Raw genomic sequence first — 23,547 nt, 5'->3', positions numbered from 1 at the left:
GCCATGACGCTCGCCCGGACCCTCGCACTGGCCACAGCCGCTCTCGCCACCGCCGCCACCGCCGCCACCGCGGCCGCGTTCGCTCCCGCCGCCAACGCCACCGCGGCCGCGTTCGCTCCCGCCACCGCCGCCACCACGGCCGGGACCGCCACGGAGATCACCGCCTCGGCCGGCACCTCGGCCAAGTCCTGGGGCGCCTACTACGCTCCCCGGCGCGCCGCCAAGGCGCTGGGCACGCTGACCATCACCGGCGAGGACCACGCCACCCTGCCCACGGCCGACTTCGTCCGGATCTCCGGCAAGGTGTACGACAACACCCGCCGCTCCTCCTGCGGCTGGGCCCTCTTCCGCATCACGTACCGCGACGGCGACCAGCTTCCGTTCCGCGAGCGCTGGGTGCGCGACTGCACCTACGGCAGCCCCACCCGCTTCTCGTTCCGCCAGAGCGACGTGTACCAGATCGAGCTCAAGGTCTGCTCCGAGCCCCGCGCCTCCCGCCCTTCGGCGAACTGCCGGTACGGCGGCACCTGGAAGACCCTCTACCTGTCGAAGTGAGCCCCTTGTACGGGCCCGGCCCCGGCGCACCGGGACAACGGACCGTCCGCCATGGAGGGGAGACGAACGCCTCCGGCCGGTGCCGTCGAGACGAGGTGCCGATAAGGGTCATCGTTCACGGCCGGTTGTGAGCCGGGCGCGGCGATGACCGGGCGGCGCGGCCACCGCGACAACGACGTCGGGGTGGCCGCGCCGCCCATGTACCGTTCCACGGCGGTGGCCGGGGTCCCGGCGGGGGAGCCTTAGCACTGGTACGTGCTGGTGCGCGAGGCCGGTTCACTCTCATGCCATATGGCGGTGCACCGGCGGAAACGCCGAAATCTCGCCACATGATGGGGCAATGACTCACCCTTCACCACCGGACCCGTGGGGTCCGCGAGCGCCTGGGCAGCCGGAGCCGGGACGGCGCGAGCACGGCCGCCCTCCGTACGGGCGCCCGGCCACGCCCACCCAGCGCCACCCGGGCACGGACCACGCAGGTTACGGTGACCACGAGTTAGGGACCACCGATCACGGCGTCCAGGGACCGGCACCCGCCGGCAACGGCCCCCACGCGAGCCAGGGCAGCCCGCCACCCGGCTTCGGAGCACGGCGGGGCCGCCACAGCCAGCCCGGCCCACCGGACGACGGCTACCCCTACAGTCCGCAGGACTCGTACACCCCCGGGTCCGGGCCTCACGCGTCTTACGACCCTCCGGAGCCGTACGGTCGTCTGCCCGCATACGGCCCCTCGTACGGCGACCAGACCGCCCACCGCGAACAGGACGCCCACCGCGAACAGGACGCCTACGGCGACAGGAGCGCCTGCGCAGAGCAGGCCGCCTACGCCGATCGGAACGTCTACGGCGACCGGGACGTCTACGGCGAGCAGGACCCGTACAACGGTCTCCACGCCTCCTATGGCGGCCGCCAGGACGACCATGGTCCCCTGAGCCCTCCGTACCTGCACGGAGGCGGCAACGGCCACTACGACCCGTACACCCACCAGCGCCACCAGGCAGGGTACGACCACCTGACACCCGCCACGCTCGACCCGCCTCGAAAGCGCGGCAAGACCATGGTCATCGCGCTCTCGGCCGCCCTCGGCGTGCTGCTCCTCGGCGGCGGCACGGTCGGCGCGGTCTCGTACGTCAAGTCCTCGAACGGCACACCCGCGGCCCTGCCGAGCGGCGGCGGCACCTCGCCACCGACGACCGCGCCGTGGCCGTCGGACGAGCCGGCCGAGGCCGACGCGGGCGGCGGCCTTCCGCCCTCGGCCGGCGCTTCACCGAAGGGCGAGCCGTCGGCGGCAGGGGAACCGTCCGGAAGGCCGTCAGCGGAAGAGGTGCCGTCGGGCGAGCCGACCGGCCCCGCCACGAGGCCGTCACCGTCCTCCTCGGCCGCCCAGCCCGGCTCGCCCATCGCCCACACCGAGTTCGACGACTGGAAGTTCACCGTCTCGGGCGTCACGTTCGACGCGAACAAGGTCGGCGGCTGGACGTACGACACGTGCGAGCCGGTGGACGCCCAGGGCCTGCTGGAGAAGAACGACTGCCGGCGCGCCGTCCAGCTCGCCTACTCCGCCTACCGGGGCCACCTCAAGGCGGTGCAGGTGATGCTGGAGTTCCCGTCGGTCAAGGCGGCCACGACGGCGGCCACTCAGATGGCCGAGTCCAAGACCGACACCGTCAACATCCGCAGGGACATGGCCCTGCCGACCTTCGAGTACGGCAAGGTCAGAACGAACCCGGCCAAGAAGTACGTGGTGGTCACCATCGTCACCGCAGACAAGACCGCCAAGGCGAAGGCCGACGATTTCCACCTCTACATGCAGGCGGACTCGGTCAGCTACTTCCTGCTGCGCGACGTGACGATCACGAGCTGACGGGGGCGACGACCGGCCTGTCTCGGGGGAGAGTGAAAACGGGAGAAAAGCGGGGGCGCAGGGCGGGCGCGGCTGAGGTGGCGGCCCTGCGCCGGCGCGGTACGCCCGCACCTCATGTCCTGAAAATCGGCGAATAAATGAGTAGAAGACGGTTTGTCAGTGGTCGCCTCGGGCACGGGTGAGTAATGAACTGGAGGTGACCAGGATGGAACTGGGAATTGCCCTGTCGATTCCCATGGAGAAGGCGTCCGTAACCCTGACCCGAAATGTGGTCGATGTCGCGCTGCGGCGCTGCGGCGTCTCGCCGGACGCTCGTCAGGATATCGGGCTGGCGCTGACGGAGGCCTGCACGAACGCCGTCCGCCATTCGGACACGAAGCGTGAATACCAGGTGGACGCGGCTCTGCGCCACAATCGGTGCGTCGTCGAAGTGACCGATCACGGTGCGGGTTTCGTCATGCCCGACGCGCTGCCCAGTGTGCCGCTGGACGCGGAGGGCGGGCGCGGCCTGATGTTGATGTACGCGCTGACCGATCTCGTGGAGATTCACCGGCATCGCGGAGACGGGATGACCGTGCATTTCGAGAAGAATCTGGACGGCGCGCTTACCGGATGACGCGAAAAGCTGAGGGGAAAGCACAGGGAAAGCGGCGGGCGGGAGGGTCGCACGTTTCGGGCCGGGGCGTACGGGGGCATGACGCTACTCACCGTACGCGGCCGATCCGGACTCGCCGTATGCGTCGATCCAGCTCACCGTACGCGCGCCGGTGTGGACTCACCGTACGGGCCGATCCGCCAGTAACCCCCGTCACCCGGGAGCGTCGCCGCATGAAACAGCACGCCGAACTGAAGGACTTCTGGGAGCAGCGCCTGCACGCCGACTGGACGGAGAGCGGGGTCGGCTACCAGCGGCTGGGGCTGGCGTTCAACACGTGGATGTACCGGGTGCGCGGCGAGGTGTTCCGCCGCGAGGTGGGGGCGCTCGGCCTCGACCTGTCGTCGTCCCGCGTGCTCGACGTGGGCTCGGGCACCGGCTTCTACCTGCGGCAGTGGCGCGCGCTCGGCGCGAAGTCGGTCACCGGATCCGACCTGACCGCCGCCGCCGCCGAACGCCTGCGCGACCGCTTCCCCGGCACCGAGATCCTCCGGCTCGACATCGCCGATCCCGGCGAAACGCTCGAACCCGGCTCGTTCGACGCGGTCTCGGCCATGGACATGCTGTTCCACATCACCGACGACGAGCGGTACCGCTCCGCGCTGCGTTCCATCGCCCGCGCCCTGCGGCCCGGCGGTACGTTCGTGCTGTCGGAGAATTTCCTGCACCGGCCGGAGCAGCGCGGCGACCATCAGGTCAACCACACGCTCACCTGGATCACCGGCGCGCTCGGCGACGCCGGGTTCGACGTCGTACGCCGCGTGCCGATGCTCGTCCTCATGAACGCTCAGGTGGACGCCAACCCCGTGTGGCGCAAGCTCTGGGGCGGCCTGCTGCGGGCCGTCACCCTCACGGAGACCACCGGCGAGATCGCGGGCGGGCTGCTCGCGCTGGCGGAGCGGCGGCTGGTCCGCGTCCTGCGCGAGAGCCCCACGACCGAGCTGATGATCTGCCGCCGCCGCTGAGGATCCGAAGGCTGTGTGCCGATGCGTCAGCGGCCGTTCACGGCGCACCAGTCCGCCCACGTGATGGCGCCGCCGCCGAGCTGCTCGGCGTGGAAGGACGTCCAGGAGTTCTGGCTCGGCCCCGGCTCGGACGGTGCGCTGCGGTAGAGGGGGTGCCGCGCCTCGACCTCGGCGCGCAGCCACGGCTCGACCTGCTCGTACGAGTCCAGCGACCAGCTCCGCGCGTGAGGGGTGAGCCCGCCGCGCACCTCGCTCTCCGCCAGGCAGCGCCACCGTGAGGAGGGCATGGGCGGCAGGTCGCGCCAGTTCACGTATCGGGGTGAACACCTACCGTTCCTCTCGGAGAAGCACTCACGCTGGCCAGGCCCGTACGATGCTCACAGTCGGCGCGAGTCAGATGAGAGCGCCACGCCGCACCTGAATGTCCCGCACCTGGAAAGAACGGGGAAAAGAGCGTCAATATCCGGCGGTTTCCCAACCTGCCGCCCCACCGCTCGAACCGCCCGGCGGCGGGAGGCTTGCGACGCGTCTGTACCTACTAGTATGTAAGGGCCCGTCAGTCTTCCAGGAAGGCAGCCCTCACGTGTATGCCAAGCAGTACGAGATCACCCTGCCCGCCGACTACGACATGGAGATCATCCGCAAGCGGGTCGCCGGCGCCGGTCACGTCTTCGACGACCGCGCCGGGCTGGGCATGAAGGCGTACGTCGTCCGCGAGCGCGGCGTCGCCGGCTCGCCGGTCAACCAGTACGCCCCCTTCTACCTGTGGAACGACGCCGGAGCGATGGCCCACTTCCTCGTCGGAGGCGGCGGGTTCCAGAACATCGTCCGCGACTTCGGCCGCCCCGTCGTCCACCATTGGACGGGCGTCGCCTGCCACGCCGGTCCCGCACGCGGCGCGACCCCGCTGGCCGCGACGCGCCGGCTCACCCCCGTACCCGACGATCGGGACGGCACGGGAACGAGTCTCGCGGCGCTGATCGAGGAGGAGGCCGAGCATCTGCGCGAGCTGTCCCGCCACGACGGCGTGCACACCACCGTGCTCGCCGTCGATCCCCACCACTGGCGGCTCGTACGCTTCACGCTGTGGGCGGACGATCCCGCGCAGGACGCGGACGGCACCGAACGGTACGAGGTGCTGCACCTGTCCGCCCCCGGCCTGGGCGACCTGCCGGAAGGGCGGTCTTGGTAGGGCCAGGGCGACCCCGGAGGGAACGGGCGCGACACCAGGAAGGGCGCGCCGCCGCCGCAGGGGAGGGAACGGGGCGGCTGCCGCCATCACGCACGTCCCTGCCGGGGATCACCGGTCCATGACGCATCAGCGCCATGCGGCCGGGGCCACGTTCGCGACCATAACAGCAGATCAGCGGTTACAGCCCTGGCATCCAGCCATTTGTGACATGTCTGTGTCAAAGAGTCGGACGTCACGTGTCATGCCGGACGTCGACGCGCGCCGGTGCCCGCAGCGCAAACCCGGCGCGGCCGGAAAGAGCCCGGCCGCGGGCCGAGCACGACGCCCGGCCCTCGACTGGGAGAAGGAGGCCGGCGCGGCCGGGCAGGAGACCCGGCGCGGCCGGAAAGCGACGGGACGATCGGCCGCAGAAGCGGCCGGATGAGCGGTCAGCGGCCGATCGGATGCCAGACCGTCTTCGTCTCCACGAAGGGCCGGATGCGCTCCAACCCCGGATCCGGCTCCTCCCAGTCGTCCTCGGGCCGAGGCCGTAGCACGCGCTTGAGCGTGGTCGCCGCCAGCTCCTCAAGCTCGGCCGCCAGCTCGCCGGCCCCCGCCAGGTCGAGTGCGTTCACATCGGCGTGCCCGGCCAGCGGCGGGCCCAGTTCAGCGGTCCTGCCGGTGAGCACGTTGGCGACCCCGCCCGGCAGGTCGGAGGTGGCGAGCGCCTCGGCGAGCGTGATCGCCGGCAGCGGCGCCCGCTCGTCGGCGATCACCACGGCCGTGTTCCCCGCCGTGATCACGGGGGCGAGCACGGACACGAGGCCGAGCAGCGAGGACCCGGCGGGCGCGAACACGCCGACCACGCCGGTCGGCTCCGGCTCCGACAGGTTGAAGAACGGCCCCGCCACCGGGTTCGCGCCGCCCAGCACCTGGGCGATCTTGTCGGCCCAGCCGGCGTAGTAGACCCACCGGTCCACGGCCGCCGACACCAGCGCCTGCGCCCGGTCGGCGCTCACGCCCTCGGCCGCGGCCACCTCGGCGGCGAACTGGTCGCGCCGCCCCTCCATCATCTCCGCGACCCGGTAGAGGATCTGCCCGCGGTTGTAGGCGGTGCGGCCCGACCAGCCGGGGAACGCCTTGCGCGCCGCCACCACGGCGTCGCGCACGTCCTTGCGCGAGGCCAGCGCGGCGTTGGCGAGGTGGGACCCGTCCGCCGACGTCACGGGGTAGGACCTCCCTGATTCCGAGCGCGGGAACGCGCCGCCGACATAGAGCTTGTACGTCCTGAGCACCGCGATGCGCGGCGGGATGTCAGCCAAGGTACGCCTCCAGTCCGAGCAGCCCGCCCTCGCGGCCGTAACCGGACTCCTTGTAACCGCCGAAGGGACTGGCGGGATCGAACACGTTGAAGGTGTTGGACCACACGACGCCGGCGCGCAGCCGGCTCGCGGTCCACAGCATCAGGGAGCCCTTCTCCGTCCAGACACCGGCCGACAGACCGTACGGCGTGTTGTTCGCCTTGGCGACGGCCTCCTCCGGCGTGCGGAACGTGAGCACCGACAGCACCGGGCCGAAGATCTCCTCCCTGGCGATCCGGTGCGCCTGCGTGACCCCGGTGAACACGGTCGGGCGGAACCAGTAGCCCCGCTCGGGCAGCGGGCACGCGGGCGACCACGAGGTGGCGCCCTCCGCCTCGCCGGCGGCGGCCAGCTCGCGGATCCTGGCGAGCTGCGCCGCCGAGTTGATCGCCCCGATGTCGGTGTTCTTGTCCAGCGGGTCGCCGAGCCGCAGCAGCTCGATGCGGGCACGCAGCCGCGCCAGCAGCTCCTCGGCGATGGACTCCTGCACCAGCAGCCGGGAGCCCGCGCAGCACACGTGCCCCTGGTTGAAGAAGATGCCGGACACGATGCCCTCGACGGCCTGGTCGATGGCCGCGTCGTCGTAGACGATGTTGGCGCCCTTACCGCCCAGCTCCAGCGTGAGCCGCTTGCGGGTGCCCGCCACGGCGCGGGCGATCTGCCGCCCCACCTCGGTCGAGCCGGTGAAGGCCACCTTGTCGCCGCCCGGATGGGCGACCACGGCCGCGCCGGTGTCGCCGGCGCCGGTCACGATGTTCACCACGCCGGGCGGCAGCCCCGCCTCCTGGCAGATCTCGGCGAAGACCAGCGCGGTCAGCGGCGTCGTCTCGGCCGGTTTGAGCACCACCGTGTTGCCGGTCGCCAGCGCGGGCGCGACCTTCCACGCCAGCATGAGCAGCGGGAAGTTCCACGGGATGACCTGCGCGGCCACGCCCAGCGGACGGGTGCCGAACCCGGCGTGCCGGAGCTTGTCGGCCCAGCCCGCGTAATAGAAGAAGTGCTGCGCGACGAGCGGCAGGTCGATGTCGCGCGTCTCCTTGATCGGCTTGCCGTTGTCGAGCGACTCCAGCACGGCCAGCTCGCGGGAGCGCTCCTGGATGATCCGCGCGATCCTGAACAGGTACTTCCCCCGCTCGGCCGGCGGCATCGGCGACCACACCCGCTCGAACGCGCGCCGCGCGGCGGCGAAGGCCCGGTCCACGTCGGCCTCGCCGGCCGCGGCCACCTCCGACAGCGGCTCCTCGTCGGCCGGATTGACGGTGACGATGCGCTCGTCGCTCTTGGCCGGCACGAAGTCGCCGTCGATGAACAGGTCGTACGACGGCCGGATGGACACGATGGAACGTGACTCCGGCGCGGGCGCGTACTCGAAGATCTCCACGCCTCTCCCTAGTCGATGGTGTAGTAGTCGGGCCCGGAGTAATGTCCGGTGTCGAGCTTGGTCCGCTGCATGAGCAGGTCGTTCAGCAGCGATGACGCGCCCAGCCTGAACCACGCGGGGTCCAGCCAGTCGGCGCCGGCGATCTCCTTGACCAGCACGAGATAGCGGATGGCGTCCTTGGTGGTGCGGATCCCGCCGGCCGGCTTCACGCCGGCCTGCCGCCCGGTGGCGGCCCGGTAGTCGCGTACGGCCTCCAGCATCACCAGCGTGACCGGCAGCGTCGCGGCGGGAGAGACCTTGCCCGTCGAGGTCTTGATGAAGTCGGCGCCCGCGTGCAGCGCGAGCCAGGACGCGCGGCGCACGTTGTCGTAGGTGGCCAGCTCGCCGGTCTCCAAGATGACCTTCAGGTGCGCGTCGCCGCACTGCTCCTTGACCGCGACGATCTCGTCGAACACCTTGCGGTAGTCGCCGGCGAGGAACGCGCCCCGGTCGATCACCATGTCGATCTCGGTCGCGCCCGCCGCGACCGCCGCCGCCGTGTCGGACAGCTTGACCTCCAGCGACGTACGTCCCGAGGGAAAGCCGGTGGCCACCGAGGCCAGCCCGACCCCGGTCCCGGCCAGCGCCTCCGCCGCCGTGGCGACCATGTCGGGGTAGACGCACAGAGCGGCCACCGACGGCGCGGTGGGGTCGGCCGGGTCGGGGCGCACGGCCTTGGCGGCCAGCGCGCGCACCTTGCCGGGCGTGTCCGCCCCTTCGAGGGTGGTCAGGTCGACCATGCGGATGGCCAGGTCGATGGCCTCCCGCTTGGCCGTCGTCTTGATCGACCTGGTGGCCAGGCCGGCGGCCCGCCGCTGCACGCCGACCTCGTCGACGCCGGGCAGTCCGTGCAGGTAGGCACGCAAGGAGCCGGGGATGGTGTCAGGCACGAGCGCCACGCCTCTCGATGAGCATGTTGAGTACGAGGGCGACCAGCAGGATGAGGCCGGTCACCACCATCTGGAAGAAGGAGCCGAGGCCGAGCAGGTTGCACAGGTTGCGCAGCACCGACAGCAGCAGCACCGCCACGAACGTGCCGAACACCCCGCCCCGGCCGCCGAACAGGTTGGTGCCGCCGAGCACGACGGCCGCGATCGCGTCCAGCTCGAGCCCGTTGAACGCGGTGGGCTGCCCCACGGTCAGCCGGGAGGTCAGCAGCACCCCGGCCAGCGCGGCCAGCGCGCCCGACACGGCGAACACCGTCGTGATCACCCCGCGCACCGGCAGGCCGGACAGCCGGGCGGCCTCCTTGTTGCTGCCGACGGCGTAGACGTATTCGCCGAACGTGGTGCCGCGCAGCACCAGCGCGGCCAGCACGGTGATCGCCACGAAGATGACCCCGACGATCGGCACGTAGCCGATGAACCCGCCGCCGAGGAGCTGGAACGCCTCAGAGCCGCCCGCCTCGGCGGGCTTGCCGTCGGTCAGCAGGTACGTCAGGCCGCGGATCGCGGTCAGCCCGGCCAGCGTGGTCATGAACGACGGCAGCGACAGGTACGCCGACATGCCGCCCATGAACGCGCCGAACACCGCGCCGGCCGCCACGCTGATGAGGATCGCCGGCAGCACCGGCACCCCCGACCCCAGCAGCAGCGCGATCGTCATGCCGCCGAACGCGGCCACGCTGCCCACCGACAGATCGATGCCGGCGGTCAGCACGACCATCGTCATGCCGATGGCCACGATCCCGGTCAGCGAGGACTGCTGGAGCAGGTTCGCGATGTTGCGGCCGGTCAGGAACTGCGGCGCCAGCAGCGACGCGACCACGCACAGCCCGAGGAAGACCAGCAGCAGGTTGGACTTGACGATCAGGTCGGCGCCGCGGCGCCGGCGGGCCTCGCCCTGGGGGACGGCTGAGGCGAGGGTCGATCCCGGCGAACCCGTGGATCCGAGCGATGCTGTCATGGTGCGGCTCCTGTGATGACGGTGTGCGCGATGACGTTCTCGGGGCTGACCCGGGGGTCGAAGTGCGCGACGTTGCGGCCCTCGTACAGGACCTGGATCCGGTCGGCGTTGGCGGTCAGCTCGTTGAGCTCGCTGCTGGCGAGCAGCACGGCCACGCCCTGGTCGGCCAGGTGGCGCACCTGGCGGTAGAGGTCGGCCTTGGCGCCGACGTCCAGGCCGCGCGTGGGCTCGTCCAGCAGCAGGACCTTGATCCCGCCCCGGGTGATCCACTTGGCCAGCACGACCTTCTGCTGGTTGCCGCCGGAGAGCTGGCCGACGAGCTGGTTCGGTCCCGATGCCTTGACGCCGAGGTCGGCGAGCGCAGGACTGGTCAGGCGCCGGCCGAGTTTCCCCGGCAGCAGCCACGGCGGGCGGCCGAGCGCGCTGATCGCCGCGTTGCGGCTGACCGACAGGCCCAGCATCAGGCCCTGCTCCTTGCGGCTCTCCGGTACGAGCGCGAGACCCGCGCGTACGGCGGCGGCCGGGCTCGCGACCTTGAGCGGCCGGCCGCCGAGCCTGGCCGTCACGTGGGCCTTGAGGTCGCCGAACAGGGCGCGCAGCAGCGTCGTACGTCCCGCGCCGCCGAGCCCGGCCAGCCCGACGACCTCGCCCGGCCGCACGTCGAGGCCGCGCACGTCCAGCAGCCCCGGCACGTGCACCCGCTCGATGCTGAGCAGCGGCTCGCCCGCCGGCGCGGGCCTGTCGGTCGCGCCCACCAGCTCGCCCGCCTCGCCGATCATGGCGGCCACCAGCTCGTCCGGTCCGGTGGACGAAAGATCGTAGACGCCGACCGCGCGGCCGTCGCGCAGCACCGTGGCCCGGTCGCCGATCTCCATGACCTCGTCCATGCGGTGCGAGATGAAGATCACCGAACGGCCCTCGGCGGTGAGCGACCTGATGACGTCGAAGACCGCCTGCAGCTCGGCCTCGCCGAGTGTGGCCGACGGCTCGTCCATGACGATCACCCGGGCGTCGGCCGTGAGCGCCTTGGCGATGGCGGTGAGCTGCTGCGCCGCGATCGGCAGGTCGCCGACCTTGGCGGTCACCGGGAAGGTCGCGCCCACCCGGTCCAGCGCCTCGCGGGCCAGCTTGGCGCGCTGCGCCCTGCGGACGAACGGGCCCAGCCTGGGCGCCCTGCCGAGCAGCAGGTTCTGCGCCACGGTCAGGTCGGGCAGCAGGTCAAGCTCCTGGTAGATGACCGCGATGCCGGCCGCGAGCCCGGCGTGCGGTGTGGCCGGCGCGTACGGCTCGCCGTCCAGCAGGATCGTGCCCTCGTCCGGCTGGTACGAGCCCGCCAGGATCTTCATCAGCGTGCTCTTGCCCGCGCCGTTCTCGCCGAGCAGGCAGTGCACCTCGCCGGGCCGCACACCGAGTTCGACCCCGTCGAGCGCGACGGTGCCGGGGAAGCGCTTGACGATCCCCGACATGTGCAGGCGTTCGGGAGTCTGGCTCATGCCGCCTCCAGCAGGTGTCTGGCGTTGTGGTCGTCGGTGATCAGCACGTCGCACAGGCCGCTGGTCACCACCGCCCGGCACACCGCGCGCTTGGCCGTGCCGCTGACCAGCGCGACCGACGTGGTGGGCGAGCGCAGCAGGTCGAGCGAGAGCCCGAGGGTGCGGCCGTCGAGATCGGGGTCGACGATCCGTCCCTCCGCGTCGATGAAACGGCCGAGCACGTCGCCGACCGCGCCCGCGGCGGCCAGCCTGGCGAGGTCGCTCGCGTCGATCTGCCCGGAGTCGACCAGCACCGAGTCGCTGCCCATCGCACCGGGGCTGAACAGGAACAGATCCGCCTTGGTCGCCAGGGCCAGCACGTCGGCGACGGCGCGGTCGCTCTCCAGCACCTGGCGGGTGCTCCGCTGCTCCAGGATCGCCGGGGCGGCGAGCAGCGTCGCGGTGCCGCCGCCGTGGTGGGCGATCATGCTGGCCATGCTGTGGGCGCTGGTGGGCTGGCGGGAACGGCTCAGCGCGCCGTTGATCTGCACCACGTGCACACCCGTCGCCCAGCCGGGGACGAGCTTGCCGGCCAGCCGGTCGAGCGTGCGCCCCCACGACACCCCGATCAGCCGGGGCGCCGGGCGCATCTCCATGAGGTGGTCGGCGCCCGCCGCGGCCACCCGGTCGCGGGCCTGCTCGGCGTCGTCGCCGCCGACCGACACCACGACGGCGTCGCGCAGCCCGAACCGCTCCTTGACCTCCTGCTCCAGCGTGCGCACCCGCGAGCGCGGATGCAGCACCTCGATGCGCACGATGCCGACCTCGCGCGCCTCGGCCAGCATCCTGCCCACCTTCCAGCGGGTCAGGTGCAGCGCGTTCGCGATCTGCTCCTGCGTCTCGCCCGCCTCGTAGTAGCGGACGGCCACCTGGTAGAGCTGGTCGTCATCGGTCATCGCGGCCTCCGCTCAGCCGGTGGGAGATGCCGGTCGTCGCGGCCGTGGCCGCCAGGTAGTCGGCGTAGCCCGTCTCGTACGCCTGGGCGTGCGCTGCGACCGGCTCGACCGTGCGCACCTTCGGCGCGTACTCGGCCGCCGCCTCCGCGAGGGATGCGTGCCGCCCCGAGCCGGCCGCGGCCAGCACCGAGCAGGCCCGCAGCGTCAGGTTGTCGCCCGTGACCAGGTGGACGGGGCGGCCGAGCACGTCGGCGGTGGTCTGCAGCCACAGCTCGTTGTGCTGGATGCCGCCCGACAGGAAGATCTCCGACACCGGGACGCCGCCCTCGGTGAAGGAGTCGATGACCTGCCGGGTGCCGTAGGCGACGCCCTCGACGGCCGCCCGGTAGACCTGCTCGGGCGTGCTGGCCAGCGTCAGGCCCAGCACCGCGCCGCGCAGATGCGGGTCGCGCAGCGGGGTGCGGTTGCCCATGAAGTAGTCGAGCACGATCAGGCCGTGCTCGACCGGCGGCACCTGCGCCGCCGCCGCGATCAGGCCGCCGATCTCCGCGCGCGGCCGGCCGATGAGCCGCTCGCCCGCCCACGACAGCACCGAGCCCGCGCTCACCTGACCGCCCTCCACGAGCCACCGCCCCGTGCGCAGCGCGTCCGGGTACGGCCCCCACACCGTGGGCGGGAACACCGGCTCGGCGATCTCCGTGACGAACGCGTTGGACGTGCCGCACACGATCGACACGTGACCCTCGTGCGCGCCGCCGATGGCCAGCAGCGACAGGTGCGCGTCGATGCCGCCGCAGACCACCGTGGGGGCGCCGGTGACGCCCAGCTCATCGCGGGCTCCGGCGGTCATCGGGGCGATCGGGTCGCCGACGGGCACGATCTCGTCCGGCAGCTTGTCCGCCAGGTCGGGGACGCCGAGCCGCTCGTACAGGTCGTGGGGGAAGCCCGCGCCGCGCGGGTCGTAGTTGCTCTTGCAGACGGCGTTCATGCGCGAGCCGGCCCAGCGGCCGGTGAGCCGCCACACCATGTAGTCGACCGCCTCGACGATGCGCGCCGCCGCCCGGTACGTCTCCGGCTCGTGCCGGGCCAGCCACATGGCCTTGGGCACCAGCCACTCCACGGCGTCGCTGCCGCCCGCGTACCGCAGGACCGGGTGGCCGGTGCGCGCGGTCAGCTCCGACTCCTCGCCGGCGCGGCAGTCCATCCACAGCAGCGCCGGGCGCAGCGGCCGGCCGTGCGCGTCGAGCACCGCCACCGTCGAGGCCGTGGTCGCCACCGCGACCGCCTCGACCGCCGGGCCGCCCGCCGCGGCGAGCGCCTGCCGCGCGGCCGACACGCTCGCCCGCCACCAGTCGTCCGGATCCTGCTCGGCCCAGCCGGGCCGGGGGAAGCGGGTCGGATACGCCGCGGCGCCCGACCCCAGCAGCGCCCCCTGCTCGCCGTAGACCGCCGCGCGGGCGCCTTCGGTCCCCAGATCGAGGGCGAGGAAGGCAGCCATGCTCTACTCCTCGTTCGGCAGGAAGAGAACCTTCGAGCTGAAGATCGACCGCTCGCCGAGCGCGGCCATGGTCTCCGGCAGCGCGTCCAGACCCAGCTCGTGCGTGATCATGAACTTCCACTTCAGCTCGCCCGAGGACAGCGCGCGCGCCGTCGTCCGCCACTCGTCGCCGGGGAACGGCGCCGAGAAGGAGTTCCACGCGCCGTGCAGGGTCACCTCGCGGCGCAGGAACGCGCTGAACGTCGCCTCCGGCAGCACCACCGGGTCGTGCGGGATGCCGATGAACACCGCCTCGCCGTGCCGCCCCGCCAGCGCCACCGCCTGGTCGATCGTCGCCGGCACGCCCGCCGACTCGATGACGATGTCGTAGCCTTCGCCGGCCACGTCGGCCGCCTCCTGCGCGCTGGTCGCCGTGTGCGTGGCCCCGGCCTCGGTCGCCATCGCGGCCTTCTGCTCGTTCAGCTCGATCACCAGCACCTCGGAGGCGCCCGCGATCCGCGCCCACTGCACCGCGAACAACCCGATCGGGCCCGCGCCGACCACCGCCACCCGGCGGCCGCCGCGCATGTTCGTCCGCCACAGGGCGTGCAGCGCGATGGCGGCCGGGTCCATCATGGCCGCCGCCCTCGGGTCCAGGTCCGCGGGCAGCACCATGAGGTTGCCGGCGGGGACCGTCACGTACTGGGCGTACGCGCCGTCGCGGCGGCTGCCGAAGTAGCCGTACCGCTTGCACAGGCTGAAGTGGCCCTGGCTGCACGGGGCGCAGGTGCGGCACGGGATCAGCGGCGGAACGGTGACCAGGTCGCCCTCGCGCACGGTGCCCTCGGCGGCCAGGTCCGCGCCGAGCCGTACGACGTGGCCGGAGAACTCGTGCCCGCAGATGATCGGGAAGTGGTAGGCGATCCCCGGTTGCAGCATGCGGGCGATGTCCGACCCGCACACCCCGCAGGCCGCCACGCGTACGAGCGCCTCGTCCGGACCCGGCTCGGGCACGGGCACCCGCTCGACCCTGATGTCCCCGGGCGCGTGGAGCACCGCCGCCTGCATGGTTTCCGCCATCGTTGTGCCTTTCCTACTTCGTGGTTGCCTGGGCTACTTCGTGGTCGCCTGGGCGAACTCGGTCTCGCCGATGTACTCGGCCGCGTTGTCCTTGTCGATCAGCGCGGTGCCGGCGTCGATGTTCGCCTCGACCTGCTCGCCCTTCTTGACCTTGAGCACGGTCTCGACGGCCTTGGCCCCGAGGGAGATGGGGTCGTTGAGCGCGGTGGCCACGTACTGGCCGTTCGGGATCTGCTTGACCGCCTCCATGAGGCCGTCCACGCCCGCGACCAGGACCTTGTCCTTGCCGTTCTCCTTGAGGACCTGGAGCGCGCCGAGCGCCATGTCGTCGTTGTGCGCGTACACGGCGGCGACGTCGGGGTGCACCTGGAGCAGGTCCTGCATCGCGGTGACCGCCTTGGAGCGCACGTAGTCCGAGTACGGCCCCTCGATGATCTTGATGTTCGGGTTGCTCTTCACGGCGTCGTGGAACCCGGCGCTGCGGTCGCGCGCCACCGCGCCGCCCGCGTCGCCGCGGATCTCGATGACCTTGCCGCCCTTGTCGCCGAGTGCCTCGCTGAGCCGCTTGCCGACGAGCTCGCCCATCGCCTTGTTGTCCCGCCCGACCTGGGCGACCGCGCCCTCGGGCACCGGGCGGTCCACGGTCACGACCGGCACGCCGGCCGCCTTGGCCGCGGCGATGCCCGGCTGCACGCCCTGGGGATCGACCGGGTTGACGAGCAGGACGTCCACCTGGCGGGTGATGAGGTCCTGGATGTCGTTGTTCTGCTTGGTGACGTCGCCGCCCGCGTCGGCGAAGTACAGCGAGGCGCCCGCCTGCTTGGCGGCGGCCTCCGCGCCCTCGCGGAGCTGGACGTAGAACGGCGACTGCTGGGTCGCCTGGCTGAAGCCGATGGCGACGGGGCCGTCGGAGCTCCCGCCGGCCGCGTCCGTGGAACCGCCCGGCGTGGTGGACACCGAACAGGCGGTCAGAGCGCTGATCAGGAGGAGTGAGGGGATGGTGAGCAGCCGAAATCTACTCATTGGGGCCTCCGTATGTGACGTAGGTAACGCACCGTAAGTCGGGAATTAACCCCGTTGCAACACTTGAGCCGAAATTTGCTCATATGAGCAGACTTGGGGTCTCTGCTCCGCTCGTCCGTTGTCCGTCACAGGAGTTTTCGCAGGTCACAGCGGTTACGGCGGCTCTGCCGCAAGAGAGGTCCCCGTGAACGCTCCGACTCCGGAGGCGCCGCCCGCGCACCGGCCCGGCGCTGCCATTGCGCGGCCCCGCGCCACCAGTGCGCGGCCCTGCGCCGCCATTGCGCGGGCCGGCGCGGGCGTTTTCGTCGCCTATCGCCCCGTCGTCACCGTCACCGTCCGCCTGCCCGCGATCCAGCGGGCGCTGGCGCCCGCGGCGCACAGGGCGAGGGCCACCTGGCAGGTCTTCTTGCGCCCGTGCACGTCGGCGAAGACCCCTGCGGTGAGAATCAGCGCGGCCACCGGCGGCACGAACGCGTCCTGCATCCACGACAGCCGCGCGGTGGAGGCGTGGCTGGTCGCGCTGTGCGCCAGGTCCATCCCCCTCGTCCGGGCCGGCGAGGCGGGCGGGCTCGGCGCGGTCGCCGGGCTCGACCTCGGCGCCGCAGCCGGGCCCGCCCTGGCCGCCGTGTCGGGCGCGTTCCTCGACGGCATGCGGCTCTGCCTCGGCGTCTCGGCGGTCCTGCTGGTGATCGCCGTCGCCGCCGCCGTCCTGCTGCGCCGTCCCCGCCGCAGCCGGGAGCCGTCCGCCGCGCCAGCGGCGGAACGCCTACCGGCCGGCTGACCCCGACCCCGCGCAGGGGGTCAGGCGCCCGCGGGCGGCTGCTCGGGTGACCCCGCGTACGGCACGTCGGGCGGCAGATGCGCCCGCAGCCGATCGTCGAAACCGTCGTCCACGTCCCGGTACGACCGGTACGCCGGCGGGTAGTGCCACCCCCAGGGCTGCTCCCGGTGGTGCCCCCACCACCAGCGGCGCGGCTGCCGCAGCCGCTCCATCATGGCCAGCACCGTGTCCCCCACCTCGGCGGGATCGGGCAGCACGTCACCGCCGAAGTACCGCTGCCGTCTCAGCAGCGTCGGGCAGCGCACGTCCCCCTGCACGAAGCTGCCGAACCGCCACCCGCTCTCCTCGTCCCAGGCGAGCCCCAGGAGGCACTCGTCGACGAGCTCGCGGTCCTCGATGAGAATCGACGCCGAACGTGGCAGGAACTCCGCAATCCAGTGGTCGCTCGGCTGAATGGCCCTGCGGACGAGGGCGAGGTAGACATCGTGCAGGTAGCCGACGTGCAGCTCCTGCCACTCCACATGCCAGATGCCCCGGGGTGTCACCACATCGGTGCCCGTGGGGCGGCGACCCCACGCGGTAAGCCGGCCATGCTGCATACCGCCCTTGACCCGCACGTGAGAACCAGGGCCATGCAAGGCTCCCCTCTGCCTGGCGGAACCAGGGATGCCGAGCTGCCGACGTGCGGGCCTTTGAAGCACTTCCCCGTCGTCGGCCAATTCGTTTGTCATTGCACCCCTCCCGCTTACTATGGTGAGGTACGGTAAGTCTGCATGCAATCTTGCACGCAGTCTTACTTCTGTGGCTCAATGGCTGGAGTGATCAAGGCGCAATCCGGGAATTAGCCACTTTTAGGACATACATGGCCAATCGCACTACTCCGCCCACCGTGCAGCGTCGCATCCTGGCGCGGGAGCTGCGACATTTGCGTGAGCGCAAGTCCCTGACCGGCGACGACATCAAAGACCTCCTCGGCTGGTCGCCGTCGAAGGTGTCGAGAATCGAGAACGCCCGGATCAGCGTCTCGCAGAAGGACATCGAGCAGCTGCTCGATGTGTACGACGCGACCGACAGCCAGCGCGAACGCCTCCTCGCGCTGGCCGGCAAGACCCAGACCCCGCAGTCGTGGCGCGCCTATCCGGCGCCGACCCAGGAGTACCTGTCCTTCCTCGACGTCGAGAGGGTCGCCGACTCGATCCGGCAGTGGGAGGTGGGGGTGGTGCCGGGCGTCTTTCAGACAGAGGCGTACGCCAGGCATCTGATCAAGAGCTGGCGCGATATCGACCCGACGCTGACGCCCCTCCAGATCGAGGACCGCGTCGCCATCAGATTGGCCCGCCAGAAACGCTTCTTGCCCCCTGAATCCGCACAAATCTGGATAATTATGGACGAATCTATCCTTTTGCGGACCGTTGGCGGGCCGGAGGTGATGGCCGAGCAGCTGCGGCAGCTTGTTGACTTCTCGCTACTGCCCAATGTGAAGCTTCAGGTTGCGCCGCTCAGTCGCCCTCGGGGGGTGTTCGAGGAATCCTTCACGCTGCTCAACTTGGATCGCAACAACCCGTTGGAGCAGTGCCTGGTCTATATCGACCACAATCTCACCAGCCAGTTTCTGCTGGACGAGCAGCGCTCGGTCTACTTCGAGAAGATGTTCGACCACTTCCGTGAGCTGGCACTGGATCCCGAGGAGAGCCGTCAGGCCATCCATAAAGAATTGGAGAAGTTGCAGGTGTGACGCCTGAGGCGGTGAGGCGGCAGGCTATATTCCCCGCATGCAAGATCAGTGGACGCGCTCCAGCTTCTGCGGGCACAACGGCAACTGCGTTGAGGTTCGCCGGCTGGATGACGATATGGTCGCCATTCGCGACAGCAAGAACCCTGGCCAGCAGCCTCTCGTGGTGACGGCCAGCGCGTACCGCCAGTTCATCGAGAGGGTGAAGCGCGGAGACGCTTGAAGCGTCCACCGGCAGTACTGACGACCTTGGCCGCTTGCGCAGCCGGTCCCCGGGCGAGGGGGCCGGCTGCTTGACGTTGTGCCCCAGCCCGGCGGCCGGGCCCAGCCGCCCGGCTCCGGGAGCCGGGTCCGGGAACTGTGCCCGGCGGGTGGGCCTACGTGAGGGCCAAACCGCCGTCTACGGCGATGATCTGGCCGGTGATCCAGGCGGCGTTCGGGGCGGCGAGGTGCACGATCCAGGCGGCCACCTCTTCGGGCGTGCCGCGGCGGCCGAGGGGGATGCGGGCGGCCTCGTCCTTCTTGATCTGCTCGACGACTTCGGCGGGCAGTCCGGCGGCGCTCAGCGCCTCGCTCTCCGTGGGGCCGGGGGCGACGGCGTTCACGCGGATGCCGTCGGCGGCCAGCTCCAGGGCCCAGCTCCGGGTGAGCTGCTCGATCGCGGCCTTCGAGGCGGCGTAGTGGGCGGCGCCCGGCAGGGGGCGGTGGCCGTACGTGCTGGAGACGTTGACGATCGTGCCCCGGGTGTCGCGCAGGTGCGGCAGGGCGGCGTGGGCGAGCAGGCTGGGCGCGGTGACGTTCAGCGCGAACAGGGCGGTGACGCGGTCGGCGTCGGTGTCGGCCAGCGGCATGATCGCCGTGCCTCCGGCGTTGTTGACCAGTATGTCGAGGCGGCCCCAGCGGCCGATCGCCGCGTCCACCACGGCCTGCGGCGCGCCGGCGGCGGTGATGTCGGCGGGCAGGACGGCGATGCCGGGGTGCCGGGCGGCGGTCTCCTCCAGGGGGCCGGGGCGGCGGCCGGCGGCGAGCACGTGCGCGCCCGCCTCAGCCAGGGCGATCGCGGTGGCCCGGCCGATGCCTGAGCCGGCGCCGGTGACGATCGCCACCCGGGCGTCGAGTTGAGTGGTCATGTGCTCGTTCCTTCGTTCGTTGTCAGTGGGTCTTATGGCCGTCATGCCGCCTGCTGCATGAGCACGCTGGGACTTTGCCGCCGCGAGGGGTTAGCGCCGGGCGCGGAGGGGAGGGTGGCGTGGACCGTTCCGAGGAGGCGCGTCATGAGGGTCGTGGTGGTCGGTGGGACCGGCCTGATCGGATCGAAGCTGGTGAACAGGCTGTCGCGGGACGGCCACGAGGCGCTGGCGGCCTCGCCGCGCACCGGGGTGAACACGCTCACCGGCGAAGGGCTGGCCGAGGCGCTGGAAGGGGCGGAGGTGGTGGTCGACGTGTCGAACGCGCCGTCGTTCGAACCGGCCGCCGTGCTCGGCTTCTTCGAAACCTCCACGGGCAACCTGCTCGCCGCCGAGTCGGAGGCGGGGGTCGGGCACCACGTCGCGCTGTCCATCGTCGGTACCGAACGCTCACCGGACAACGGCTATTTCCGGGCCAAGGTCGCCCAGGAGCGGCTGATCGAGAAGTCGGGCGTCCCGTTCTCGCTGGTGCACGCGACGCAGTTCTTCGAGTTCGTGAAGGGGATCGCCGACGAGGCCGACGATGGGGGAGTGGTGCGGATCGCGCCGGTGCTGTTCCAGCCGATCGCCGGGGACGACGTGGCGGCGGTGCTGTGCGAGGTCGCGGAGGGGCCGCCGCTCAACGGCCGGATGGAGATCGCCGGGCCGGAGCGGGTCAGGATGGACGAGTTCTTCCGCGAGGCGCTGGCCGCCCTGGGCGACCCGCGCGAGGTGGTCGCCGATCCGGACGCTCGCTACTTCGGCAGTGAGCTTGCCGAGCACTCGCTCGTTCCGCTGGGTGAGGCACGGCTCGGCGGGATCCGGTACGGGGATTGGGTCGCCGCCGCTGCCGCCACCTGACGGCCCCCGGATCGTTCACACAGGCCACGAGGAGGCCGCCCGTCTGCGTGCAGAAGCCGCGCGACGGTCCTGTCGTGCAACAGGACCGTCGCGCGGCTTCATGGGCGGGCCCGGCGCGCGGGTCGAGCCCTGGGAGGGTTTCCGCGCCGGGCGTTCAGCGGACCGGCGGGGGAGGGGGTCCGTGTCAGGCGGACTTGCGGCCGAGGGCGCGGAGCTGGTCGGGCGTCAGCGAAGAGACGTTCTGGTCGATCGGCGTTTCGGTGTACTGGTGGATCGTCCAGGTCTTCCAGTCGGCCGGCGGGGTGACCGCGCCCTTGGCCCGGCTGTAGTGGGCGACCCACAGCGGGTACTGCGACAGGCCGTGGCCATAGGTGTTGGCGAAGTTCCAGCCGCTGTAGAAGATCGGCTTGACGCCGGTCTGCTTCTCCACGTACGACAGCCACGCCTTGGCCCAGGCGTTGACCTCTCCGACGGACTTGCCGTCAGTGGTCTCCAGGTCCAGGACCAGAAGGTCGCCAGGCTTGGCGGGCTGGGAGTTCACCGTGGCCAGGAAGTGGTTGGCGTCTGCGATGGGGTCGTTGGCGGGGTGGCCGTAGTGGTACGCGCCGCGCACGATGCCCTTGCTGCCGAGCTCACGCCAGTGCCTGGCGAAGGAGGAGTCGACGAAGTCGGTGCCCTCCGTGGCCTTGATGATGCCGAACTGCGCGGAGCTGGAGCTCCAGTCGTACTGCGGCTCGTAGTGGGAGATGTCGAGACCGTAGGTCAGGGAGCCAGCCTGGTGCTGGGAGGTGTGCTGCGTGGCCTCGTGCGGGGCACCGTGGTCGGCGGTGGAGGCGTGGGCGGTGCCGGTGACGGCGGTGACGGCGGCGAGCACGGCTCCGCCGAGCGCCAGTCCGAGGCGCTTGCGGTTGTCGGCAAGCTTGGGCATGCGGGGTTGACTCCTTGCTTCCATGCCGCCTACCGGGTTAGCTGACGGGTTCGGGACTGGAAGTGCCCTACGGACGCCGCCAGGGGCGGGCGTCCGATTCACCCCGGAAAGGTGGGTCCCCGGTTCCGCGAGAACGCGGATTCGGCGGCCGCACGCCATCGGGAAGGCGTACGGTCCGGTCAAAGATGCGAGGTAACGCGTGGGCGTCCCTCGACCCGCAAAAGTACATAGTTAGCAAAAGTATCCGCAAGCATCCTAAAGGGATTACCTTCGCATTGCGCGAGTTACCCGCCCGTAAGCCCCATGTCGCCGGGGTTTCTGAACAGGTAAAGTTTTTCGCTCTGCTCAGTCCAGGTCCAGCGTCCTGGCCGTCCTGCCGGCCGTCTCCCGCGCCGGCCCGGGCTGGTCGGACAGCACGGTCCCGTACGTCGGAACAAGCTCGCGCAAAGCGGGCCGCCAGCCCGGCAGCCGGTCGGGGAAGGCGCGTTCGAGCACGTCCAGCATGATCGCCACGGACGCGGACGCGCCCGGGGATGCGCCGAGCAGGGCGGCCAGCCCGCCGTACGCCGACGTCACCACCTCGGTGCCGAACCCGGCGATCGACCCGCGCCCGTGCACCGGCTTGACCACCTGCACCCGCTGGCCCGCGGTGATCGGCTCCCAGTCGCCCGCCCGCGCCTGCGGGACGAACCCGCGCAGCGCTCGCAGCCGGTCGCGGCCGGTCTGTGCGAGCTGCCCCACGAGGTAGCGCAGCATGTCGCGCTCGGCGTGGGCGGCGCCGAGCAGCGTGGGCAGGTTGCCGGGGGTGATGGAGCCCGGCAGGTCGGTGAGGCGGCCGCGCTTGAGGAAGCGGGGCGAGAACTAGTCGCGTTCGCCCGCCAGGTCGCGCACCCGCAGCCGCCACGACCTGCGGTCACGGGAGAGCGAGCGCACCTCGTGCCCGGTCCGCACCTCGACACCGTCGCGTTCGAGTGCCGCGAACAGCCGCCTGGTCAGCACGCCGTAGTCGACGTCGGTGCCGCCGCGCGAGCGGCACAGCGCCACCTCCTCGCCCGCGGGGCGGCCGGCGAACATCAGCGGCAGCAGCTCCGCCATGGCGTCGCGGTCGCGTACGAGCTCCAGGCCCTCGAAGAGCGGGTGCCCGCGCAGCGCCGCGTGACGCAGCCGCAGGTGCTCGGCCCCGGCCGCGCCCCGGGCGAACGAGAAGTGCGGCACCGGCCGGATGAAGCCCGCCGGATCGCCGAGCGTGCCCTCTTCCACCAGCGTCGCCCAGAGCTGGCGGGAGAGCTGGAACTGCTCGCTGATCCTGATGGCGCCGGTCACGTCGATCGAGCCGTCGCCGGTGAGCGGCGTGTAGTTGAACTCGCACAACCCCGCGTGCCCCGTGCCGGCGTTGTTCCACGCCGACGAGCTCTCCAGGCCGAGGCCGTCGAGCCGTTCCAGCGCCAGCACCGACCAGTCCGGCTGAACGCGGCGCAGCAGCACGCCGAGGGTGGCGCTCATGACGCCGCCGCCGACCAGCACCACGTCGTAGCCCTCGGTGACCACCGCGCGCCGCGCTCCCCACAACTCGTATGACAGGTTCGCTACTTGTATAACAGCCCCTGCGCGCGGCCCGGGATCCGGCGTAGCGTGGATCAAGCAAGTGCCCGCCAGGTTGAGGAGGCGATCACGGTGCACCCGGTCTGTTGACGGCCCCATCCCGGGGCGTCACGGAGCCGAAAGGTGACCGTATGAGCAAGACCGACAAGACCCGGCCCTGGTGGGTGAAGCTGGCCGACGCGCCGATGGTGTACTGCCGGCCCGTTCACGACCACCGCGACGGCGCCTGCACGCTGCCCGAGCGGATCGACCGCGAGAGCGCCTCGCTCTCCCGGCGCCTGAGCGGCTGCTACTGGCGGGCGACCGATGCGTTCCTGTTCGGTGAGGGCCGGCTCAACGGGGGCCGCGAATGGGCCCTCTACCGTCGCGAGACGCGCCGTCGCGAGCGCCGCCAGGCCCGCCACGAGCTGCGTCGGCGCCGCGACGACGGCTGACCGTCCAGGGGTCCGGCCGGAAGGCCGGGCCCCTTTTCGCGTACAGCAAACGGATAGATTGTCGATTCGGATGAGTCATCCGCTTTTCTGGTACGGTCGAAGCAGAGGCCGGAAAGGGCGCACGCCCGCCTCCGCCCTC

25 protein-coding genes, 1 pseudogene and 1 riboswitch are annotated in these 23,547 nt (G+C 71.3%); of the genes and pseudogenes, 10 read left to right on the top strand and 16 right to left on the bottom strand.

Annotated features, from left to right (window positions below; genetic code table 11):
- The first annotated feature begins 3 nt into the window (after nt 1-3).
- The 4 genes from AB0K67_RS26070 (at nt 4) to AB0K67_RS26055 (ending at nt 4,039) form a co-directional block, all read left to right on the top strand.
- On the top strand, nt 4-555 hold the full coding sequence (locus AB0K67_RS26070; RefSeq protein ID WP_364065170.1) for a hypothetical protein: 552 nt from the start codon (nt 4-6) through the stop codon (nt 553-555).
- Nucleotides 556-895: 340 nt separating this feature from the next.
- Nucleotides 896-2,419: a hypothetical protein gene (locus AB0K67_RS26065; RefSeq protein ID WP_364065167.1), complete on the top strand. Its 1,524-nt coding sequence runs from the start codon at nt 896-898 to the stop codon at nt 2,417-2,419.
- Between the two features lie 205 nt (nt 2,420-2,624).
- Nucleotides 2,625-3,035 (top strand): ATP-binding protein, encoded by a 411-nt coding sequence (locus AB0K67_RS26060; protein WP_364065164.1) that lies wholly within the window; start codon nt 2,625-2,627, stop codon nt 3,033-3,035.
- A 212-nt stretch (nt 3,036-3,247) separates the two neighbouring features.
- On the top strand, nt 3,248-4,039 hold the full coding sequence (locus tag AB0K67_RS26055; protein WP_364065161.1) for a class I SAM-dependent methyltransferase: 792 nt from the start codon (nt 3,248-3,250) through the stop codon (nt 4,037-4,039).
- 26 nt (nt 4,040-4,065) lie between these two features.
- Here AB0K67_RS26055 and AB0K67_RS26050 read toward each other — a convergent pair whose 3' ends face one another.
- Entirely contained in the window at nt 4,066-4,350 is a 285-nt protein-coding gene (locus AB0K67_RS26050; RefSeq protein ID WP_364065158.1) for a hypothetical protein, read from the bottom strand.
- Nucleotides 4,351-4,622: 272 nt separating this feature from the next.
- Between AB0K67_RS26050 and AB0K67_RS26045 the strand changes: the two genes are divergently transcribed.
- Nucleotides 4,623-5,231: a DUF4865 family protein gene (locus AB0K67_RS26045; protein WP_364065155.1), complete on the top strand. Its 609-nt coding sequence runs from the start codon at nt 4,623-4,625 to the stop codon at nt 5,229-5,231.
- Between the two features lie 428 nt (nt 5,232-5,659).
- Here the strand turns inward: AB0K67_RS26045 and AB0K67_RS26040 are convergent, their stop codons facing one another.
- The 10 genes from AB0K67_RS26040 to AB0K67_RS25995 all read right to left on the bottom strand — a co-directional run bounded on the left by AB0K67_RS26040 (nt 5,660) and on the right by AB0K67_RS25995 (nt 16,387).
- A complete protein-coding gene (locus AB0K67_RS26040) occupies nt 5,660-6,532 on the bottom strand; it encodes an aldehyde dehydrogenase family protein (RefSeq protein ID WP_364065152.1) in 873 nt (290 codons plus the stop codon).
- The gene (locus AB0K67_RS26035; protein WP_364065932.1) at nt 6,525-7,946 is read right to left on the bottom strand and encodes an aldehyde dehydrogenase family protein; all 1,422 of its coding nucleotides are present in this window, start codon (nt 7,944-7,946) and stop codon (nt 6,525-6,527) included. Before AB0K67_RS26035 ends, AB0K67_RS26040 begins: the two co-directional genes overlap by 8 nt.
- Nucleotides 7,947-7,960: 14 nt before the next feature.
- A complete protein-coding gene (gene deoC, locus AB0K67_RS26030) occupies nt 7,961-8,881 on the bottom strand; it encodes a deoxyribose-phosphate aldolase (protein WP_364065149.1) in 921 nt (306 codons plus the stop codon).
- Nucleotides 8,874-9,896 carry an ABC transporter permease gene (locus tag AB0K67_RS26025; protein WP_364065146.1) on the bottom strand — a complete coding sequence of 341 codons (1,023 nt, stop codon included), beginning with the start codon at nt 9,894-9,896 and terminating at the stop codon, nt 8,874-8,876. The genes deoC and AB0K67_RS26025 overlap by 8 nt, the downstream gene beginning before the upstream one ends.
- Complete coding sequence (locus AB0K67_RS26020) at nt 9,893-11,389, bottom strand: sugar ABC transporter ATP-binding protein (RefSeq protein WP_364065143.1); 1,497 nt, start codon at nt 11,387-11,389, stop codon at nt 9,893-9,895. Before AB0K67_RS26020 ends, AB0K67_RS26025 begins: the two co-directional genes overlap by 4 nt.
- Complete coding sequence (locus tag AB0K67_RS26015) at nt 11,386-12,324, bottom strand: sugar-binding transcriptional regulator (RefSeq protein WP_364065140.1); 939 nt, start codon at nt 12,322-12,324, stop codon at nt 11,386-11,388. The genes AB0K67_RS26020 and AB0K67_RS26015 overlap by 4 nt, the downstream gene beginning before the upstream one ends.
- Nucleotides 12,314-13,822: an FGGY-family carbohydrate kinase gene (locus AB0K67_RS26010; RefSeq protein WP_364065137.1), complete on the bottom strand. Its 1,509-nt coding sequence runs from the start codon at nt 13,820-13,822 to the stop codon at nt 12,314-12,316. The genes AB0K67_RS26015 and AB0K67_RS26010 overlap by 11 nt, the downstream gene beginning before the upstream one ends.
- 3 nt (nt 13,823-13,825) lie before the next feature.
- A complete protein-coding gene (locus AB0K67_RS26005) occupies nt 13,826-14,881 on the bottom strand; it encodes a galactitol-1-phosphate 5-dehydrogenase (protein WP_364065134.1) in 1,056 nt (351 codons plus the stop codon).
- Nucleotides 14,882-14,914: 33 nt separating this feature from the next.
- On the bottom strand, nt 14,915-15,904 hold the full coding sequence (locus AB0K67_RS26000) for a substrate-binding domain-containing protein (RefSeq protein ID WP_364065131.1): 990 nt from the start codon (nt 15,902-15,904) through the stop codon (nt 14,915-14,917).
- Between the two features lie 309 nt (nt 15,905-16,213).
- The gene (locus tag AB0K67_RS25995) at nt 16,214-16,387 is read right to left on the bottom strand and encodes a hypothetical protein (RefSeq protein ID WP_364065128.1); all 174 of its coding nucleotides are present in this window, start codon (nt 16,385-16,387) and stop codon (nt 16,214-16,216) included.
- A 16-nt stretch (nt 16,388-16,403) separates the two neighbouring features.
- Between AB0K67_RS25995 and AB0K67_RS25990 the strand changes: the two genes are divergently transcribed.
- Nucleotides 16,404-16,685 (top strand): hypothetical protein, encoded by a 282-nt coding sequence (locus AB0K67_RS25990; protein WP_364065125.1) that lies wholly within the window; start codon nt 16,404-16,406, stop codon nt 16,683-16,685.
- A 20-nt stretch (nt 16,686-16,705) separates the two neighbouring features.
- On the opposite strand, the gene AB0K67_RS25985 is transcribed toward AB0K67_RS25990, so the two are convergent.
- Entirely contained in the window at nt 16,706-17,233 is a 528-nt protein-coding gene (locus AB0K67_RS25985) for a DUF6292 family protein (RefSeq protein ID WP_364065122.1), read from the bottom strand.
- Nucleotides 17,234-17,574: 341 nt separating this feature from the next.
- Here AB0K67_RS25985 and AB0K67_RS25980 point away from each other — a divergent pair, with 341 nt between their 5' ends.
- Complete coding sequence (locus AB0K67_RS25980) at nt 17,575-18,420, top strand: helix-turn-helix transcriptional regulator (protein ID WP_364065120.1); 846 nt, start codon at nt 17,575-17,577, stop codon at nt 18,418-18,420.
- A 37-nt stretch (nt 18,421-18,457) separates the two neighbouring features.
- Nucleotides 18,458-18,640: a DUF397 domain-containing protein gene (locus AB0K67_RS25975; RefSeq protein WP_364065118.1), complete on the top strand. Its 183-nt coding sequence runs from the start codon at nt 18,458-18,460 to the stop codon at nt 18,638-18,640.
- Nucleotides 18,641-18,794: 154 nt separating this feature from the next.
- On the opposite strand, the gene AB0K67_RS25970 is transcribed toward AB0K67_RS25975, so the two are convergent.
- Nucleotides 18,795-19,547, bottom strand: coding sequence for an SDR family oxidoreductase (locus AB0K67_RS25970; protein WP_364065115.1), 753 nt, complete (start codon nt 19,545-19,547; stop codon nt 18,795-18,797).
- 144 nt (nt 19,548-19,691) lie between these two features.
- On the opposite strand from AB0K67_RS25970, the gene AB0K67_RS25965 reads away from it, so the two are divergent.
- A complete protein-coding gene (locus AB0K67_RS25965) occupies nt 19,692-20,444 on the top strand; it encodes an SDR family oxidoreductase (RefSeq protein WP_364065113.1) in 753 nt (250 codons plus the stop codon).
- Nucleotides 20,445-20,628: 184 nt separating this feature from the next.
- Here the strand turns inward: AB0K67_RS25965 and AB0K67_RS25960 are convergent, their stop codons facing one another.
- The 3 genes and pseudogenes from AB0K67_RS25960 to AB0K67_RS25950 all read right to left on the bottom strand — a co-directional run bounded on the left by AB0K67_RS25960 (nt 20,629) and on the right by AB0K67_RS25950 (nt 22,920).
- Complete coding sequence (locus AB0K67_RS25960) at nt 20,629-21,372, bottom strand: GH25 family lysozyme (RefSeq protein ID WP_364065111.1); 744 nt, start codon at nt 21,370-21,372, stop codon at nt 20,629-20,631.
- An 11-nt stretch (nt 21,373-21,383) separates the two neighbouring features.
- Nucleotides 21,384-21,529, bottom strand: a riboswitch (cyclic di-AMP (ydaO/yuaA leader).
- Between the two features lie 188 nt (nt 21,530-21,717).
- A pseudogene (locus AB0K67_RS25955) lies at nt 21,718-22,221 on the bottom strand (malate:quinone oxidoreductase); the annotation flags it as partial.
- A gap of 12 nt (nt 22,222-22,233) precedes the next feature.
- Complete coding sequence (locus tag AB0K67_RS25950) at nt 22,234-22,920, bottom strand: FAD-dependent oxidoreductase (RefSeq protein ID WP_364065108.1); 687 nt, start codon at nt 22,918-22,920, stop codon at nt 22,234-22,236.
- A 185-nt stretch (nt 22,921-23,105) separates the two neighbouring features.
- On the opposite strand from AB0K67_RS25950, the gene AB0K67_RS25945 reads away from it, so the two are divergent.
- A complete protein-coding gene (locus tag AB0K67_RS25945) occupies nt 23,106-23,408 on the top strand; it encodes a hypothetical protein (protein ID WP_364065105.1) in 303 nt (100 codons plus the stop codon).
- The last annotated feature ends 139 nt before the right edge of the window (nt 23,409-23,547 follow it).

This window comes from Nonomuraea sp. NPDC052634 (assembly GCF_040678535.1).
In the GTDB taxonomy this organism is placed as follows: domain Bacteria; phylum Actinomycetota; class Actinomycetes; order Streptosporangiales; family Streptosporangiaceae; genus Nonomuraea; species Nonomuraea fastidiosa.
Note: the sequence above shows the minus strand (reverse complement) of the source record. Positions and strands in the feature narration are given on the sequence as shown.

Excerpts from the sequence above, each read along its gene's own strand:
- AB0K67_RS26010 (WP_364065137.1), bottom strand. The coding sequence starts at position 13,822 with ATGGCTGCCTTCCTCGCCCTCGATCTGGGGACCGAAGGCGCCCGCGCG.
- AB0K67_RS25945 (WP_364065105.1), top strand. The coding sequence starts at position 23,106 with ATGAGCAAGACCGACAAGACCCGGCCCTGGTGGGTGAAGCTGGCCGAC.
- AB0K67_RS26065 (WP_364065167.1), top strand. The coding sequence starts at position 896 with ATGACTCACCCTTCACCACCGGACCCGTGGGGTCCGCGAGCGCCTGGG.
- AB0K67_RS25970 (WP_364065115.1), bottom strand. The coding sequence starts at position 19,547 with ATGACCACTCAACTCGACGCCCGGGTGGCGATCGTCACCGGCGCCGGC.
- AB0K67_RS26055 (WP_364065161.1), top strand. The coding sequence starts at position 3,248 with ATGAAACAGCACGCCGAACTGAAGGACTTCTGGGAGCAGCGCCTGCAC.
- AB0K67_RS26015 (WP_364065140.1), bottom strand. The coding sequence starts at position 12,324 with ATGACCGATGACGACCAGCTCTACCAGGTGGCCGTCCGCTACTACGAG.
- AB0K67_RS25975 (WP_364065118.1), top strand. The coding sequence starts at position 18,458 with ATGCAAGATCAGTGGACGCGCTCCAGCTTCTGCGGGCACAACGGCAAC.
- AB0K67_RS26020 (WP_364065143.1), bottom strand. The coding sequence starts at position 11,389 with ATGAGCCAGACTCCCGAACGCCTGCACATGTCGGGGATCGTCAAGCGC.
- AB0K67_RS26060 (WP_364065164.1), top strand. The coding sequence starts at position 2,625 with ATGGAACTGGGAATTGCCCTGTCGATTCCCATGGAGAAGGCGTCCGTA.
- AB0K67_RS26000 (WP_364065131.1), bottom strand. The coding sequence starts at position 15,904 with ATGAGTAGATTTCGGCTGCTCACCATCCCCTCACTCCTCCTGATCAGC.
- AB0K67_RS26070 (WP_364065170.1), top strand. The coding sequence starts at position 4 with ATGACGCTCGCCCGGACCCTCGCACTGGCCACAGCCGCTCTCGCCACC.
- AB0K67_RS25965 (WP_364065113.1), top strand. The coding sequence starts at position 19,692 with ATGAGGGTCGTGGTGGTCGGTGGGACCGGCCTGATCGGATCGAAGCTG.
- AB0K67_RS25960 (WP_364065111.1), bottom strand. The coding sequence starts at position 21,372 with ATGCCCAAGCTTGCCGACAACCGCAAGCGCCTCGGACTGGCGCTCGGC.
- AB0K67_RS26025 (WP_364065146.1), bottom strand. The coding sequence starts at position 9,896 with ATGACAGCATCGCTCGGATCCACGGGTTCGCCGGGATCGACCCTCGCC.
- AB0K67_RS26005 (WP_364065134.1), bottom strand. The coding sequence starts at position 14,881 with ATGGCGGAAACCATGCAGGCGGCGGTGCTCCACGCGCCCGGGGACATC.
- AB0K67_RS25995 (WP_364065128.1), bottom strand. The coding sequence starts at position 16,387 with ATGCAGGACGCGTTCGTGCCGCCGGTGGCCGCGCTGATTCTCACCGCA.